The sequence below is a fragment of the Turicibacter sp. HGF1 genome, from assembly GCF_000191865.1.
Taxonomy (GTDB): Bacteria; Bacillota_I; Bacilli_A; order MOL361; family Turicibacteraceae; genus Turicibacter; species Turicibacter sanguinis.
Window position 1 is genome coordinate 1 of record NZ_AEXQ01000092.1, and the last position, 14589, is coordinate 14589.

Below are 14589 nucleotides of genomic sequence, written 5' to 3' on the forward strand. Positions count from 1 at the left end.
GTGATGACAAATGAGTATTTGCATCACTTTTTTTATTTTGTCGCTACACTTCGTTTTAAAACAATAAAGAATAAAGCTAATCCAACCCCTAAACCAATATGTCCAATCCCAGAGATACCAGAAATTGAAGCGTTTAATGCTTTTGATAATTCTGTTCCTTGAACTTGTAAAAATCCACGAACAGCCATCATCATTGCTGATAAAACTAATCCAATATTATAAATAATAAAGAACCACTTGAACATTTTTTGCTCACTTACTTTAAAGATTGCTTCTAAAGCTAACACCACTAAGAAAAATAACATTCCAAGTGTAAATAAGTGGGTATGTAATAATGATAAATTCGTTTGGCCTGTGAATCCTACCATTTTTGTGAACTCACGATAAATAACCCCACAAACTAACGCAACTACTGTGTAAGTAAAAGCGGTATTAACCAATTTTTTCATCATAAATATCTCTCCTCTCAAGACAAAAAACATTTTATCTTCTTCTTGAGAAAAAGTCAAAAATAACACACTTTTTTTTAACAATATTTAGTTTTTAAGTTAATATCATTTCAATTTTTGCTCCACAGGTTGGACACTTGGGTTCAGTTAAAAAAACTTTGCTTTCATATAAATTTCTCTCAATCAACAACTCCTGACAATCGGGACAGTAAATATTTTGATTGAGATTAGCAACATTACCAATATAAACATAATTCAAATAATTTTGAGCAATCGCTTTCGCCTTTATTAACACCTCTATTTCCGTTGCTTGATGATTTAATTTATATTTGGGAAAATATCGACTTAAATGAAACGGAATATTAGGATTAATACTGGCAATAAATTTTGCAATTTCCTCGACTTCCTCAAGTGAATCATTCTCATCACTCACTAGCAACGTTGTAATTTCAAGATGTACTTTATTCGCTACTAGCTTAATGGTTTCAAGAACTGGGTTTAATTTTGCTCCACAAATTTTACGGTAATACTGATTGGTATATCCTTTTAAATCAATATTCATGGCATCAATGTACGGTAATAACTTCATTAATGGCGATTGATTTATATAGCCATTCGTGACCATCACAATTTTTTGATGTGGCATTGTTTGTTTAATTTTTTTAGCGGCTTCATAGACATACTCATACCACATGAAAGGTTCATTATAGGTAAACGCGACGCCAACATGATTGGGTTGTTCAGAAAGAATCTGGCATAACTGTTCAACCGGTAAAGTCTTTGAATGAGGTTGATGTTGTGAAATCTCATAATTTTGACAAAAAGAACAGGTCATATTACATCCAAAACTTCCAATCGATAAAATACAAGTCCCTGGCATGAAATGATACAAGGGTTTCTTTTCAATCGGATCAAAAGCTGCTGAGGTAACTTTACCAAAATTAGTTGCAATTAATTGTCCATCATGAACCGTCCGAACTTTACACCTCCCCCACTTTCCTTCCGATAAAATGCAAAGATGTGGACATAATTCGCACTGAATTAAATCTTTTTTTCCTTTATAAAACAAAACAGGAGCATCCATCTTAATCACCTTCTTGATAGCGAATCACTTCAAATCGTTCAATTTCGTAAGATTCAGTTTCACCAATCCCCGCTTTACGACAGGCAATTGATAGTTGTTCCTCGACTGTTTCAATCCCCTCTAAGTCAGGTAATAATACCCCTTTTTTCATTCCACAGCTAACAACGACCCCATATTTTTTAGGATTCAACATTTCTTTAGAACAAGAAATAGGCTCGGTTAAGACATCAACGGAAACCTTTAACTCGGTTAATTCCTCTTCCTCAACTGGCATAAAACGAGGATCTTGTGTTGCCGCTGCAATCGCATTTCTTACAATTTCTGTTGCTACACAATCAGTTGTTGGAAAAATGGTTCCAATACAACCACGTAATTGACCCTGTTTTTTTAAGGAAACAAACACACCTTGCCGTTTAACAAACATTTCACTCGGTAAATCTTCCTGTGTTAACAGCGTTTTAGTTTGTTGAAAATAATCCTCTAACGCTTTACGTGCAACATAAACATAGGGATTTTCTTTCTGTAAAATCGATACTGCCTTAATTTTAGGCTTTTTCTCAATATATTTTAATCCTTTTATCCCTACTCCTAAATAATTAAACTTTACCGTTCCATAACCGACACCAAAAGGACATTGATAAGCTAACACATTACCTTCATACTTTCCACCATCCATGGCACCACTCATAATTTTCATCGAGCGTAATCCACACTCTGCCGCCTGGTAGACCACTTCTTTATCTAATTCAAAAAGCTCTAAAAGCTCACCTTTTTTTAGGTGGTTTAAAAACTGGCGATCAAACTCTTCGCCATACTTCATGTTTGCTTCTTTTAATTTATGTGATAAATCACCACTCGCAATCATGACAACCTGTCGGTCTAATTGTTTGACTGCTTCTTGTAAAACCATTCCAAATTCATAAAGTTGACGATCTTTTAATGGAGCATAAGTAATATGAACTAATTGATAGTCTCGATATTGCTCATTTATAAAGTAAAGAGGAACAACAACTCCGTGATCTAGTTGAAATCGACGATGATACATTTTTAAAAGATGTTGATCAACTGAGACAACTGGAATATTTCTGTTTTGACTTAAATTCAAAATTAATTCATTTAACTCCCGGTCGAATGTTAGACTCATCTTCACATCATGACATTGAAATTGCGATAAGTCACCTTCTATTTTTTCATCATCTAAAATACAAATGGCATCTGAAAACATCGGCCCGTGGGGAGTAATGATAATGATGGTTTGAGGTTTAAGCTTTGATATTTCCTCGGCAATTTGATTGCACGCTAATGTCGTTTTATAAAGCTTTAATTCTTCCCCTTTTCCAATAGCGGGAATAATAATCGGTGGATGTGGCATTAAATAAAAATTCATTTAAACACCTCTTTTTTTAAATTATATCTTTATTAGTTTATATTGATTTTCAAATTTAAACCAAACATTGGGTAGTAAATTGTTGGGAATTCTTAAAAGACAGCATAAATTTACTAGCACAGATAAGAATATTATTGTCATTTTTAAAAATCTAGTAAATGAGGTAGTTACTATGACATGGTTTATCGATGCATTACGCTCACATCCAGAACTAACGCTTTTTTTAACGCTAGCCATTGGATACGCAGTAGGAAAAATCCAAATCGGTACCTTTAAAATCGGTTCCGTTACTGGGGTATTAGTAACAGGGGTTATCATCGGGCAATTAAACATCACGATTGATGCCACTGTAAAATCAGTTTTCTTCCTTCTTTTCTTATTTGCTCTAGGTTATAATGCAGGACCTCAATTTTTTAAAGGGCTCAAAAAAGACGGAATTCCACAAGTTATTTTTTCAGTTATCGTCTGCGTAATTGGACTCATTTCAACAATTATCGTTGGAAAAATCCTTCATTACAACGCTGGACAAGCCGCAGGGCTCGCAGCGGGAGCTTTAACTCAATCTGCTGTTATCGGGGTTGCTCAAGATTCGATTAGTCAGCTATCAGTCTCAGCTGCTGATATTAAATCCATGAGTGATTTCGTTCCAGTCGGTTACGCCGTCACTTACATTTTTGGTACCATCGGATGCGCTTTTGTTCTTTCAACACTGGGTCCAAAAATTTATGGAGTTGATTTAGCTGAAGAAAGTCGAAAAATCGATAATGCGTCTAAAGATGCACTTGAAGGAAAACTTTTAAATTCGCGTGCAGGAGATGTCGATTATCGCGCTTATATCATTGATGATTGCTACATTGGACAAACTGTAAAAGCAGTTGAACACAAACTTGCCACAGAAGGTATTCGTCTATTTATGGTGAGAATGAAACGTGGGAATGATGTCTTCAGACCAAATGAGGATGAAATTATCCAAAAAAATGATCGCGTTGCATTTTCTTTTAAAGAACGAGATGTCTCTAAAATTAACCTTCTAGAGATTGGGCAAGAAATTTCAGACTATACGTTAATTAACTTTCCAACTGAAACAGTGGCTGTTTATGTTAAAGATAGTGAAATTACTGGAAAATCAATTAGTGAGGTTCGTCACAACACTTTAACACGTGGTGTTTTTATCTCTAAACTTCAAAGTACAGGAGATGAAATCCCTTATAATAACGAAACAGTTATTAAAACGCTGTGTTTTAAGTAAATGTTGATAATAAAAATAATAAAGCGGACATTATATCTGTCCGCTTTATTTAAGTACCATAATAAGTTATTTAATCTTTTTAGATGTTTTAAGTTTGTAAAAGAGTTTACCTACTACATATCCGACAATTCCAGACATCAAATATATCTTACTGTAATGATACATTGTAAAAAATAAATTACGTGTGTCGTAAGTATGTAAAACAATAATATATAACATTGTTGCTAAAATAGAAACTCCTAATGATACGAATATATTTATACGATTTAAAGCACTTACGATGGCTTGTATCAGAATTAACAAAGGAAATAAAACTACCAATGAAATAACCATAATCCCTTTAACAAAATCTAATGCTCCAGTAGCATTGAGAGAAGTAGAAGAAAGAATTGTTAAGAATAATATGAAAATTGTATAAATGGTAGGAAATAAAGTTATAGCAATAGTTTTCTTTTTCATAAATCCCCTCCTATTAAAGCATAATTTAATACTATTATATAGGTTATACCAAAAAATAACAATTAAATTATGGAGGATATAATAAGTAAATCAAACAAATAGAGGTTCTCTTGAACTAATTGCTTCATTTGATATGACTGAGTAGCTTGCCTGTGATTGAACATATGCCTTTTGAATCTTTAAGATTTCTTTTTCATCTTTAAAAAGCTCAATCCACTTGAACCACATTAAATAACTATATAAGTGTTTAGTTGAAACTCCTCTAAATTTTTCTAAGAAAGATTTAAAATTACTATGAAATGCATTGATATGTTGAATATGATAAATACCTCTCATATGCTTTCCAGATGGAATAGCCTTATGCTCCAAATCTAATTGTGTAGCTAATTTACCATAACCATGAGCACTATCGGTACACAAAATAGAATGAGGAGCGATACGCCCTTCAAAGAAACGTTTTAGATTATCATATTTTGCTCGTCCTGTTCCTATCATACCAATGAGAATGTTTCCTGTTCTATCTAAAGCAGTTCCAATACAGACTTGCTCACTCGATAAACCACGTTTTCCAACAGATTCCCCACCTCGTTTACGAGATGGACGTGGCATTTTAAATCGTTTACTTTTAGAGTGGTTTCCTTTATAACTATAACGCAAATAACATTCGTCTGCTTCAACTAATCCATCAACTTCTCCTGCTCCCATAAATGAACTCAGAGCATCTAAAATTTTATGTCTCCAGAAGAACGACGTGGCGAGGTTTATCTGACATTCTTCAGAGCATCGACGTAAACTATATCCCTTTATCATACATTCGATATAATCAATCCACACTTTTGTTTCTTTCTTTGAATAAACAGTTGGTGTTTGAGTTTGTTGGCTAAATGATTTTCCACAATTACGACAGAGGTAGCGTTGGTTTCCTTTGGCTTTTCCATTCTTTACGATATGGTCATCGCCACAAAAAGGGCATTTATATTGCCCTGATGAATATCTGGTTTCTTGAATCTCATTTTGAAGCTTAGATAAATCGGATTTAAAGATTCCTTTTTCAACTTCAACTAAGATTTCTGGTAAATCACTGGATGCTACTCGCTTTAAAAGTGCTAAAATAACTGCTTTTGGCATAAATCAAACCCCTCAAACATATGTTCTAATAATATTATAATGGATATTTTAAGAATTAGTTATGCAAATTTTGTATGAAATATCAACACTTTCCTAAAACAGAGCCTATCGAAAAAATGAAAAAATCCCTCAATCCAATGAGAGATTTTAATCCAAGTCTTACTCAACCGTCACCACGTACGTTTGATACTGATTTTGTTCAGGGTCAACCGCGACGTTAACCAGATAATTGCCAGTTCCCGCGAAACTCACGACTTCATGACACGTCCGACTTTCGCCCGCTTCTAACGTTTGGTTCGTGCTACACGTCACACTTCCATCTGAAGACACATAAGACAGGTGCTGAGCCGTTAAATAAGCTTCGGTATCGGGTGTATTGATGACATTCGTTTGATGAGTTTTTAGTTGAGTCTCCCCATAAAAGACCGCTAACTGAGTCGCAGCATTTTTAGCGGTGAAGCCATCTCCCACCTCAATCGAAGTCTCATTCATATTTTTCTCTTCAAAAACCAAGCGAATTCCTAATCGTCCACTTCCCTCGTGATCCGCGAAGACTTCTGCTTTTTGAAGCGTCACTTCAGCAAAAAGAGGATCTGGCGTCGTGCCATCGTAGCGAGACTCTGCCACGTTCACCGTTAAAGGGGTCCCAACGCTTAAATAAGGCTTCGTTTCAAAATAAGCTAAGCCCGGTCCATGTTCGATAAACAGCGCCTCCGGATCGACCGCATAGGCTGTTAAATCAATCGCCTCCTCTTGAGGAATGGCCTCGGTTTCGGATGAAGCGTCCCATTCGAAAGGGGGTGGAGTTTCAGTTGAAGGCTGTGAGGAACAACCGGTTAAAAGTCCTAAAGCCAGGGATAAAGCGACATACTTTTTCATAAGAAAACCTCCGTTAATTAAATCCTATTCTAACTTTAAGTTTGGCAAAAAATAACAACTTTGTCAAGACCTTTCGCCCCCCAATCAATAAAAAAAGAGCCGTTGGGCTCTTTTGGGTGGTTCGATTGGAATAATCTTTCAATCTTATCAACATTGAAATGGAAAGATGATCTATTATTTTTTTTGAAATTTGATTTGGATTAAAAGAAAAATTCCTTTCATTGGAAACCATCAGGACTTAGGCGGTTAGGGACCCGTCCTGTCCGACTTTGAGTACCTTTTAAGTATAAGTCAGTTGATGGAAAAAGACAAGGGTTATGTGTTAGATTTAAAAAAACGACTCCGGCCCCTTTATTCATAAAATAGACCTAAAAAAGATATAATGATGAAGGATTAAGAAAATTACAGGTCGAACAATTAAAGACACTAAGGAGAGATTTGAATGAAAAAAGAGGTTTTATTGCAGTTTGAACAGGCTGAAAGGGAGATTATTAATGAAATTTTGAATTTTGGGTTAAACCGACCTTTTGAACCGGAATATCATTTTCCTGACTTTGGAGACGGCAATTATCAACTAAACGACCTGACCATTAAAACATCTGAGGAGTTGGAGCAATTCGTTTTCAATCTTCCAATCTTTAAAAAATCATATGAAATAGAGGGAGAGCTTAAATTCTTTTTAGAGATTGGAGTCGATCCAGACAACGTGATTCCCTATATCAATCCGTCACTTTATTTGACAGATGAATTGGTAATTCATAATGTCTCAAAATATGAGTTGAATGATTTATTCCAAGGATTCGGGTTTAGTCTGGAAGAGAATTTCTATAATGAAAACGAAATCTTCGAATTGACGGAACTGGGGAAAAATATCTTAAGTCAAACGCAGTACATCATTCAGTTTTCAGCCTAACCAAAAAAGACCTATTATCAGGTCTTTTTTTTATAAAGGCTCTGTTTTAGAAGAGTGTTGATATTTAACCAAAAACACTAATTCAATGTTGAGGCTATTGAGATATCAACTAATTAAAGTTGATGCTATCAACGATTTTAGTCATCAACATTTATCTAAAACACAGCGTATTAAAAAGAAAGATGTGATTACACTAACAGGACCTGTTGATGATGTAGAAGCTTTAGCGTACAAAATCGGAAAACCAGCACGTGATTCAGATGAAACGGATATGATTTTCGTTGGTTTAGGGATTTTAATTGGTGGATTAATTGGGATACCGGCGCTCACGATTGGCCATGTTGGAATCAGCTTATCTACAAGTGGTGGGGCTTTGATTATGGGATTAATTTTTGGACTAATTCATTCTCGTCGTCCGACCATTGGTCGTATTCCAAAAGGAACTGCTTGGTTCTTAAGTAATGTTGGTCTTGCTGCTTTCGTTGCTGTTGTCGGTATTAATGCCGGTCCAGGGTTCGTTTCTGGTTTAAGATCATCAGGGATCAGTTTCTTCTTAGCAGGTGTCGTGGTGACACTTATTCCAACATTCGCGGGAATTTTTCTTGGAAAATATGTATTCAAATTTTCAGCTCCAATTGCTCTAGGAGCAACTGCAGGAGCTTTAACAACAACAGCGGCAATTGGGGCTATTACTGAGAAAGCTGAAAGTAATGCACCCGTACTTGGATACACCGTTCCTTACGCTGTTGGTAATATCTTATTAACTGTTTGGGGATCCTTGGTTATTATTTTCTTCTCCTAACCTTATTAATATCTTGAAACAAAATTTGAAAGGAAGTTTTGTATGACTACACGAGCTGAAGTTAAGCGTAAAAAAATCAATGATATCATTGAAAGAGTACAACACTTAAGCCCATTTGAATTAAAAGATGAGTTAATTCATATGGCTAAACAATCTGAACAAAAAGGTGTCCGTATTATGCTCAATGCAGGACGCGGAAATCCTAACTGGACAGCTGCCACTCCACGTCAAGCCTTCTTCACTCTTGGACAATTCGCCGTTGAAGAAACACAACGTACTTGGCATGAAAAAGATTTAGCTGGTATGCCTGAAAAACCAGGAATTTATGAGCGATTCACCTCTTATGTAAGAAATCATAAAGATGCTCCTGGTATTGACTTACTATCTAACATCATTGAATATGGTATTAAAGATAAAGGATTTGATCCAGATTCTTGGGTATTTGAATTAGTTGATGCTATTATCGGTGACAACTACCCAGTTCCTGATCGTATGTTAATCCATATCGAACAAGTTGTGAAAGATTATGTGATTAAAGAAATGGGTGGGAATCCCGAAACATCTACTCACCAATTATACGCTGTTGAAGGTGGTACAGCCGCAATGTGCTATATCTTCGACTCACTAATTGCCAACCGCATTTTATCTCCAGGAGATAAAATCGCCTTATTCGTTCCAATCTTTACCCCTTATGTAGAAATTGCTAACTTACCTCGTTATCATTTCGATATCGTAAAAATTTATGCTTCAGAAATTAGTGAAGAAGGCCGTCATACTTGGCAATATCCGCAAGAAGAGTTAGATAAATTAGCAGATACTAGCATCAAATTAGCTTGTGTTGTTAACCCAAGTAATCCACCATCAGTTGCAATCAACGAAGAGTCTATGTATTACTTAAAATCAGTCGTACAACGTCAAAATCCAGATTTAATGATTGTTACCGATGACGTATATGGTACATTCTCTAACGATTTCAAATCATTAATGTGTACCCTTCCTTACAACACATTAGGAGTTTATTCGTACTCTAAATACTTCGGTGTCACTGGTTGGCGTTTAGGGGTTATCGCATTAGAAAAAGACAATGTCTTCAATCACTTAATCAACAAATTACCAGAAGATGAAAAAGATATTTTACGTGAACGTTATGGCGCCTTAACAACTGATCCAGATAATATTCCATTTATCGATCGTATCGTAGCAGATAGCCGTCAGGTTGCACTTAACCACACTGCTGGATTATCCACTCCTTGTCAGGTCCAAATGGCAATCTTCTCTATCTTTGCCTTATTAGATAAAGAAAATGTTTATAAAGAACAAACGAAAGAAATTTGCCGTCGTCGTAAACATTTACTATATGATAACTTTGATAACTTATCTTATAAAGAAGATCCATATAGTACGTCATACTACAATGAAATTGACCTTCTTGTTTGGGCAAAATTAAAATACGGTGAGGAGTTCGTTAAATACTTAAAAGAAAAACGTAACCCATTAGAATTCTTATTCGAATTAGCCGATCGATACAGTATCGTCTTATTAAACGGTAGTGGATTCGAAGGGCCATCTTGGTCAATCCGTGTTTCCTTAGCTAACTTAAAAGATGAAGAATACGCTGAAATTGGTAAAGCAGTTAACGAATTATTCTCTAAATATGCGGAAGATTGGAAAGAATTCCAATGGTAATATAGAAAAATCCCCGGTGAAAGGTATCACCGGGGATTTTTCTTTTATAAAGGTTGCCCACAACCAATACAAGATGTAGCTTGTGCTCCATTTTCCATTCCACATTTAGCACAAACAACAGCAACGACACTTCCTCTTTCTTCATTTAAGCGACTTCCACACGTTTGACAAAACGTTGAATCAATCGGCATTTCTGTCCCACAAGATTCACAACGTTTAATCCCTCTTAATTCATTAACCATTACCTCATAATGCTCAACATTCTTTAAACTTCCTTCAATTGCTAGACATAAATCTTTAAATTCCAAACTAGGTTGATTTCCATAAAGTTGATAATATAAGCGACCTAAATTCATATATATTTTATTTAATCGTTTTTCTTCGTCACTAATCTGTGTGTTTAATTTTGCGATTTCCGCAAATTCTTTTGTCTTTTTCATCGCATCTTGACTTGTTTGAGTAACCTTCTTACCAAACTGTTCGAAAAAAGTGCCCATCCTCTCACCTCATCTTCAAATTTATAATTATTAAATCACTTTATTATATTCAAGTGCTTTAGTGATATAACTATAAATTCAACTTTTGATGTTATCTCACTTTATTCAACTCAAACTCCTCTTTAATTTGTGCTAACAACTCACCATCACTTAATAATCGTAATCCTATTCGAGCTAAAATTTCTGCGCTTTGAAGCAACCCTTCATCCCCCTGTTTAGAAATCGCTGCCTGCTTAAATTCCTCAGTATGAGTCACTACCTCAGAGTCACAGATTTTTACAGATGGATGAATCGTTGGAATGACATGACTGACATTCCCAGCATCGGTTGAACCTTTTGATTCATTAGGATTGATGTCCTCTACAATCAATCCCACTTCAGTTGCAATCTTTTTAAATAATTCATTAAATAAGGGATACACAATTAAATCTTCCACAATATTTTGATACGTATTATATTTCACCTCACACCCTGTACTCAATGCCGCACCTTTCGCTATTTGAATGACCTTATTCGTGATTTCTTCACAGGTTGCAATCGTATTGGCACGAACATAAAATCTCGCTTTCGTATACTCTGGAATAATATTAGGTGCATCTCCTCCGTGTGTAATAATTCCATGAATTCTAACATCAGATGTTACATGTTGTCTTAAAGCATTCACCCCACTAAAAAATAAAATCATGGCATCTAATGCATTAATTCCTTTCTCCGGACATCCTGCTGCATGAGCGGGACGTCCAAAGAATTCAAACTCAATGGGATGATTGGCTAAAGAGCTAGTTGTTATTGCTGTTTTATTACCTGGATGAATCATCATACAAGCATCTACATCATCAAACAATCCCGCTCTAACAAACGAAGCTTTCGCACTCCCATTATTTCCACCTTCTTCAGCCGGTGTCCCAAAAACAATGACTTCTCCTCCAGTTAATTCTAATAAAGGTGCTAAACTGCAAGCAGCTAATACACTACTTACCCCAATAATATTATGACCACATCCATGCCCAAGTCCCGCTAAAGCATCATACTCAGCTAAAAAACCAATCACCGGACCAGGTTTTTTAGCAATATATCGTGACACAAATCCTGTTTCATGCCCCGCAATATTTGTCTTTACATCAAATCCTCTTTCTTTTAAAACATTCGTTAACAACTCACACGCAAAATATTCCTCGTTTGCAATTTCAGGATGTTCATGGATTTGATGACTCAGGTTGATAAAATAAGCTTCTTGTTCCTTTATAAATTGACGAATTTGATTTTCCATACGTTCTCTCTCCTATTCACTAAAATGCTGGAATCGATGCCCCTTTGTATTCTTCTTCTATAGCTTTTTTAGTTTCTTCCGTTTGATAGACTTCCACTAAACGTTTTAATGCTTCTTTATCCTGATCCTCTGTCCGAACCGCAATGAGATTGTAGTAATTTACAACCGTTTCACTTTCTGTATTCTCAACATAAATCGAATCATCAAGTGGTGATAAGCCAGCTTGAACAGCGACCCCATTATTAATGACTGCGACTGCCACATCCTCAAATGAACGCGGTAATTGTTGAGCAACTAATTCAACGATTTCTAACTTTTTAGGATTGGCAATGATATCTTTCACCGTTGGCGTAATCCCCACTCCTTCTTTTAATGTAATTAAACCTGCATCTTGAAGTAATAATAGAGCTCGACCACCATTTGAAGCATCATTTGGAATTGACACTTTATCTCCCTCTTGTAATTGTGCTACATCCGTTAATTGCGATGAGTAAATTCCCATTGGGGCTAAAACGGTATATCCAATTGATGTTAGATCTAAGTTATGATTGCTTTTAAATTCTTCAAAAAATGCGATTGTTTGAAAAGCATTCGCATCAATTTCTCCATCGGCTAGTGCGGTATTTGGTAAGTTATAATCACTAAAAGTCACAAACTCAAGGATAATCCCTTCTTCTGCAAGACGACTTTGAACACTTTTCCAAATGGAATTAACTTCCCCATTAATTCCTAACTTAATAACCGAATCACTTCCCACTTCATTACCACATGCAACTAATAAAAATCCTAAACAAACTGACATTACTAACCCTAATAATTTTCTTTTCATGATCAATTCCTCCTAATATGATTTATTTTAATGACTGAGTTTCCGTTGGAGCCATTCCCCGGCACTTTGAACTAGTGACACTAACACAAGTAAAACGACAACAGTCACAAACATGATGTCTCCTTTAAAATATTGATAACCATAACGGATGGCAAAATCTCCAAGACCACCTCCACCAACACTTCCAGTAATAGCTGAAAATCCAATCAAACTTACGATCGTAATCGTGAGTGCATATATGATATTTGGTAATCCTTCTTTTAACAAGACACGATAGATAATTTCAAATGGACTCGATCCCATCGCTTTTGCTGCTTCAATTACCCCATCATCAACATTTAACAGTGCCGACTCAACTTGTCTCGCTACAAACGGTGTCGTCCCCACAATTAACGGAACTAAAGCCCCTTTTAACCCAATCGTTGTGCCAACAACCCACTTCGTAAATGGCATAATAAACGCAAGCAAGATAATGAAAGGAATGGATCTCAAAACATTCATTAATTTTCCGATGATATAATAGACCCATTTATTTTCAACCAAATGATTTTGCCTTGTCACCACTAAAACAACCCCAATTGGCAATCCAATCATCGTTGCAAAAATCCCCGATATACTAACCATTAATAACGTTTCGTTAAGTGCTTTTAATAAATCAGGAAAATACTCGACCACATTTGGACAAATTTGATTAAAGAACTCGACCATCACTTAACACCTCCACTTTAATCTGATTATCATTTAAATACTGTAGTGCCTGACTCATCAATTTCTCATCGCCATGTAAACTGACAATTAGATGCCCAATGGGCGTTTTTTGTATCATCTCCACACTTCCAAATAAAATACTCGCCTCAATATCAAACAACTTTGAAATATTAGAAATAAAGGCTTTACCTGTCTGTTGTCCAACAAATGAAATCTTCACAAGTTTTTCAAGTTTTGTTAATTCTTCAAACGAACCTCTCGACTCTAATAACTCAAAAATCCGTTCATCCTGAAATACATTGGCCACAAAATCCTTTGTAATAGTTGCTTTAGGATTTGAAAAAACATCAACTATAGGTCCTACTTCAACAATTTCACCTTCTTCCATCACCGCCACTTGATGACAAATATCTTTAACAACCTCCATTTGATGCGTAATCAATACCATCGTAATTCCTAACCGTTCATTAATTTCTTTTAACAACCTAAGAATCGATTTAGTCGTTTGAGGATCAAGAGCTGATGTCGCCTCATCACAAAGCAACACTTCTGGATCATTTGCTAATGCCCGAGCAATTGCCACACGTTGTTTTTGACCCCCACTCAACTGATTAGGGTAGACATTAACCTTTTCCTCTAATCCAACAAGCTTTAATAAACGATCAACCTTCTCCTTTATTTCATCACGATTCAATCCTTGACCTTTTAGCGGATAAGCAATATTTTCATAAACATTACGTGATTTCATGAGATTAAAATGTTGAAAAATCATTCCGATTTTTCGTCTAGCCTCTCTTAATTGCTTCGCATTCAATTGCCCCAGAACCAAATTATTAATCAACACCTCTCCCTCTGTTGGAATTTCTAAATAATTCAAGCATCGGATTAACGTACTTTTTCCTGCTCCACTATACCCAATGATTCCAAAGATTTCACCTCTATTCACCCTTAAATTTATATTTTGTAAAGCTTTAACCACTTGCCCTTGACTTTCAAAGTTCTTACTTACCTGTCTTAACTCAATCATCTTCTATCTCCCTCCTTGTCAGTTGAAATAAAAAAACGGACCCCTTATCAAAAGCTGGGGTCCGTCTCATTAGAGTACTCTAATAAACAATCCCCTCATCTCCCAGAATCAATCTGTCGGATTTAGCACCGTGTACAATTGTACCGGTTGCTGAAGCTTCATAGGGCCTGTCCCTCCACTTCTCTTGATAAGGTTTTATATTTCATTAATAAAAAAACTAAG

At 35.7% G+C, this 14589-nt stretch carries 15 protein-coding genes and 1 riboswitch; of the genes, 4 read left to right on the top strand and 11 right to left on the bottom strand.

Annotation, left to right across the window (positions count from 1 at the left end; all coding sequences use genetic code 11):
- Window positions 1–32 precede the first annotated feature (32 nt).
- The 3 genes from HMPREF9402_RS09005 to amrA form a co-directional block, all read right to left on the bottom strand.
- Window positions 33–452: a DUF2871 domain-containing protein gene (locus HMPREF9402_RS09005; RefSeq protein ID WP_006784999.1), complete on the bottom strand. Its 420-nt coding sequence runs from the start codon at window positions 450–452 to the stop codon at window positions 33–35.
- 91 nt (window positions 453–543) lie between these two features.
- Complete coding sequence (amrS, locus tag HMPREF9402_RS09010) at window positions 544–1533, bottom strand: AmmeMemoRadiSam system radical SAM enzyme (RefSeq protein WP_009607186.1); 990 nt, start codon at window positions 1531–1533, stop codon at window positions 544–546.
- A 1-nt stretch (window position 1534) separates the two neighbouring features.
- The gene (gene amrA, locus HMPREF9402_RS09015) at window positions 1535–2920 is read right to left on the bottom strand and encodes an AmmeMemoRadiSam system protein A (protein ID WP_009607184.1); all 1386 of its coding nucleotides are present in this window, start codon (window positions 2918–2920) and stop codon (window positions 1535–1537) included.
- Window positions 2921–3092: 172 nt separating this feature from the next.
- Between amrA and HMPREF9402_RS09020 the strand changes: the two genes are divergently transcribed.
- Window positions 3093–4169, top strand: a complete 1077-nt coding sequence (locus tag HMPREF9402_RS09020; protein WP_009607185.1) for an AspT/YidE/YbjL antiporter duplication domain protein — start codon at window positions 3093–3095, stop codon at window positions 4167–4169.
- Window positions 4170–4235: 66 nt separating this feature from the next.
- On the opposite strand, the gene HMPREF9402_RS09025 is transcribed toward HMPREF9402_RS09020, so the two are convergent.
- The 3 genes from HMPREF9402_RS09025 to HMPREF9402_RS09035 form a co-directional block, all read right to left on the bottom strand.
- Complete coding sequence (locus HMPREF9402_RS09025; protein WP_009607188.1) at window positions 4236–4628, bottom strand: hypothetical protein; 393 nt, start codon at window positions 4626–4628, stop codon at window positions 4236–4238.
- Window positions 4629–4718: 90 nt separating this feature from the next.
- Complete coding sequence (locus tag HMPREF9402_RS09030; RefSeq protein WP_009607183.1) at window positions 4719–5756, bottom strand: IS1595 family transposase; 1038 nt, start codon at window positions 5754–5756, stop codon at window positions 4719–4721.
- A gap of 159 nt (window positions 5757–5915) precedes the next feature.
- The gene (locus HMPREF9402_RS09035) at window positions 5916–6389 is read right to left on the bottom strand and encodes a hypothetical protein (RefSeq protein WP_139058195.1); all 474 of its coding nucleotides are present in this window, start codon (window positions 6387–6389) and stop codon (window positions 5916–5918) included.
- Between the two features lie 688 nt (window positions 6390–7077).
- On the opposite strand from HMPREF9402_RS09035, the gene HMPREF9402_RS09040 reads away from it, so the two are divergent.
- The 3 genes from HMPREF9402_RS09040 to aspD all read left to right on the top strand — a co-directional run bounded on the left by HMPREF9402_RS09040 (window position 7078) and on the right by aspD (window position 10036).
- Window positions 7078–7548, top strand: coding sequence for a hypothetical protein (locus tag HMPREF9402_RS09040; protein ID WP_009607190.1), 471 nt, complete (start codon window positions 7078–7080; stop codon window positions 7546–7548).
- A 97-nt stretch (window positions 7549–7645) separates the two neighbouring features.
- A complete protein-coding gene (locus tag HMPREF9402_RS09045; RefSeq protein WP_009607192.1) occupies window positions 7646–8350 on the top strand; it encodes an AspT/YidE/YbjL antiporter duplication domain protein in 705 nt (234 codons plus the stop codon).
- Window positions 8351–8392: 42 nt separating this feature from the next.
- Window positions 8393–10036, top strand: coding sequence for an aspartate 4-decarboxylase (gene aspD, locus HMPREF9402_RS09050; protein ID WP_009607181.1), 1644 nt, complete (start codon window positions 8393–8395; stop codon window positions 10034–10036).
- A gap of 44 nt (window positions 10037–10080) precedes the next feature.
- On the opposite strand, the gene HMPREF9402_RS09055 is transcribed toward aspD, so the two are convergent.
- The 5 genes from HMPREF9402_RS09055 to HMPREF9402_RS09075 form a co-directional block, all read right to left on the bottom strand.
- Complete coding sequence (locus tag HMPREF9402_RS09055) at window positions 10081–10533, bottom strand: zinc ribbon domain-containing protein (protein WP_006784994.1); 453 nt, start codon at window positions 10531–10533, stop codon at window positions 10081–10083.
- Between the two features lie 91 nt (window positions 10534–10624).
- On the bottom strand, window positions 10625–11803 hold the full coding sequence (locus HMPREF9402_RS09060; RefSeq protein WP_006784993.1) for a M20 family metallopeptidase: 1179 nt from the start codon (window positions 11801–11803) through the stop codon (window positions 10625–10627).
- A gap of 19 nt (window positions 11804–11822) precedes the next feature.
- Window positions 11823–12632, bottom strand: coding sequence for a MetQ/NlpA family ABC transporter substrate-binding protein (locus HMPREF9402_RS09065; protein ID WP_009607182.1), 810 nt, complete (start codon window positions 12630–12632; stop codon window positions 11823–11825).
- Window positions 12633–12659: 27 nt separating this feature from the next.
- Window positions 12660–13340, bottom strand: coding sequence for a methionine ABC transporter permease (locus HMPREF9402_RS09070; protein WP_009607187.1), 681 nt, complete (start codon window positions 13338–13340; stop codon window positions 12660–12662).
- Entirely contained in the window at window positions 13324–14367 is a 1044-nt protein-coding gene (locus tag HMPREF9402_RS09075; RefSeq protein ID WP_009607189.1) for a methionine ABC transporter ATP-binding protein, read from the bottom strand. Before HMPREF9402_RS09075 ends, HMPREF9402_RS09070 begins: the two co-directional genes overlap by 17 nt.
- 92 nt (window positions 14368–14459) lie before the next feature.
- Window positions 14460–14561, bottom strand: a riboswitch (SAM riboswitch).
- Between the last annotated feature and the right edge of the window lie 28 nt (window positions 14562–14589).

Coding starts and splice junctions, on each gene's coding strand:
- HMPREF9402_RS09005 (WP_006784999.1), bottom strand. CDS start 452: ATGATGAAAAAATTGGTTAATACCGCTTTTACTTACACAGTAGTTGCG.
- amrS (WP_009607186.1), bottom strand. CDS start 1,533: ATGGATGCTCCTGTTTTGTTTTATAAAGGAAAAAAAGATTTAATTCAG.
- amrA (WP_009607184.1), bottom strand. CDS start 2,920: ATGAATTTTTATTTAATGCCACATCCACCGATTATTATTCCCGCTATT.
- HMPREF9402_RS09020 (WP_009607185.1), top strand. CDS start 3,093: ATGACATGGTTTATCGATGCATTACGCTCACATCCAGAACTAACGCTT.
- HMPREF9402_RS09025 (WP_009607188.1), bottom strand. CDS start 4,628: ATGAAAAAGAAAACTATTGCTATAACTTTATTTCCTACCATTTATACA.
- HMPREF9402_RS09030 (WP_009607183.1), bottom strand. CDS start 5,756: ATGCCAAAAGCAGTTATTTTAGCACTTTTAAAGCGAGTAGCATCCAGT.
- HMPREF9402_RS09040 (WP_009607190.1), top strand. CDS start 7,078: ATGAAAAAAGAGGTTTTATTGCAGTTTGAACAGGCTGAAAGGGAGATT.
- aspD (WP_009607181.1), top strand. CDS start 8,393: ATGACTACACGAGCTGAAGTTAAGCGTAAAAAAATCAATGATATCATT.
- HMPREF9402_RS09055 (WP_006784994.1), bottom strand. CDS start 10,533: ATGGGCACTTTTTTCGAACAGTTTGGTAAGAAGGTTACTCAAACAAGT.
- HMPREF9402_RS09060 (WP_006784993.1), bottom strand. CDS start 11,803: ATGGAAAATCAAATTCGTCAATTTATAAAGGAACAAGAAGCTTATTTT.
- HMPREF9402_RS09065 (WP_009607182.1), bottom strand. CDS start 12,632: ATGAAAAGAAAATTATTAGGGTTAGTAATGTCAGTTTGTTTAGGATTT.
- HMPREF9402_RS09070 (WP_009607187.1), bottom strand. CDS start 13,340: ATGGTCGAGTTCTTTAATCAAATTTGTCCAAATGTGGTCGAGTATTTT.
- HMPREF9402_RS09075 (WP_009607189.1), bottom strand. CDS start 14,367: ATGATTGAGTTAAGACAGGTAAGTAAGAACTTTGAAAGTCAAGGGCAA.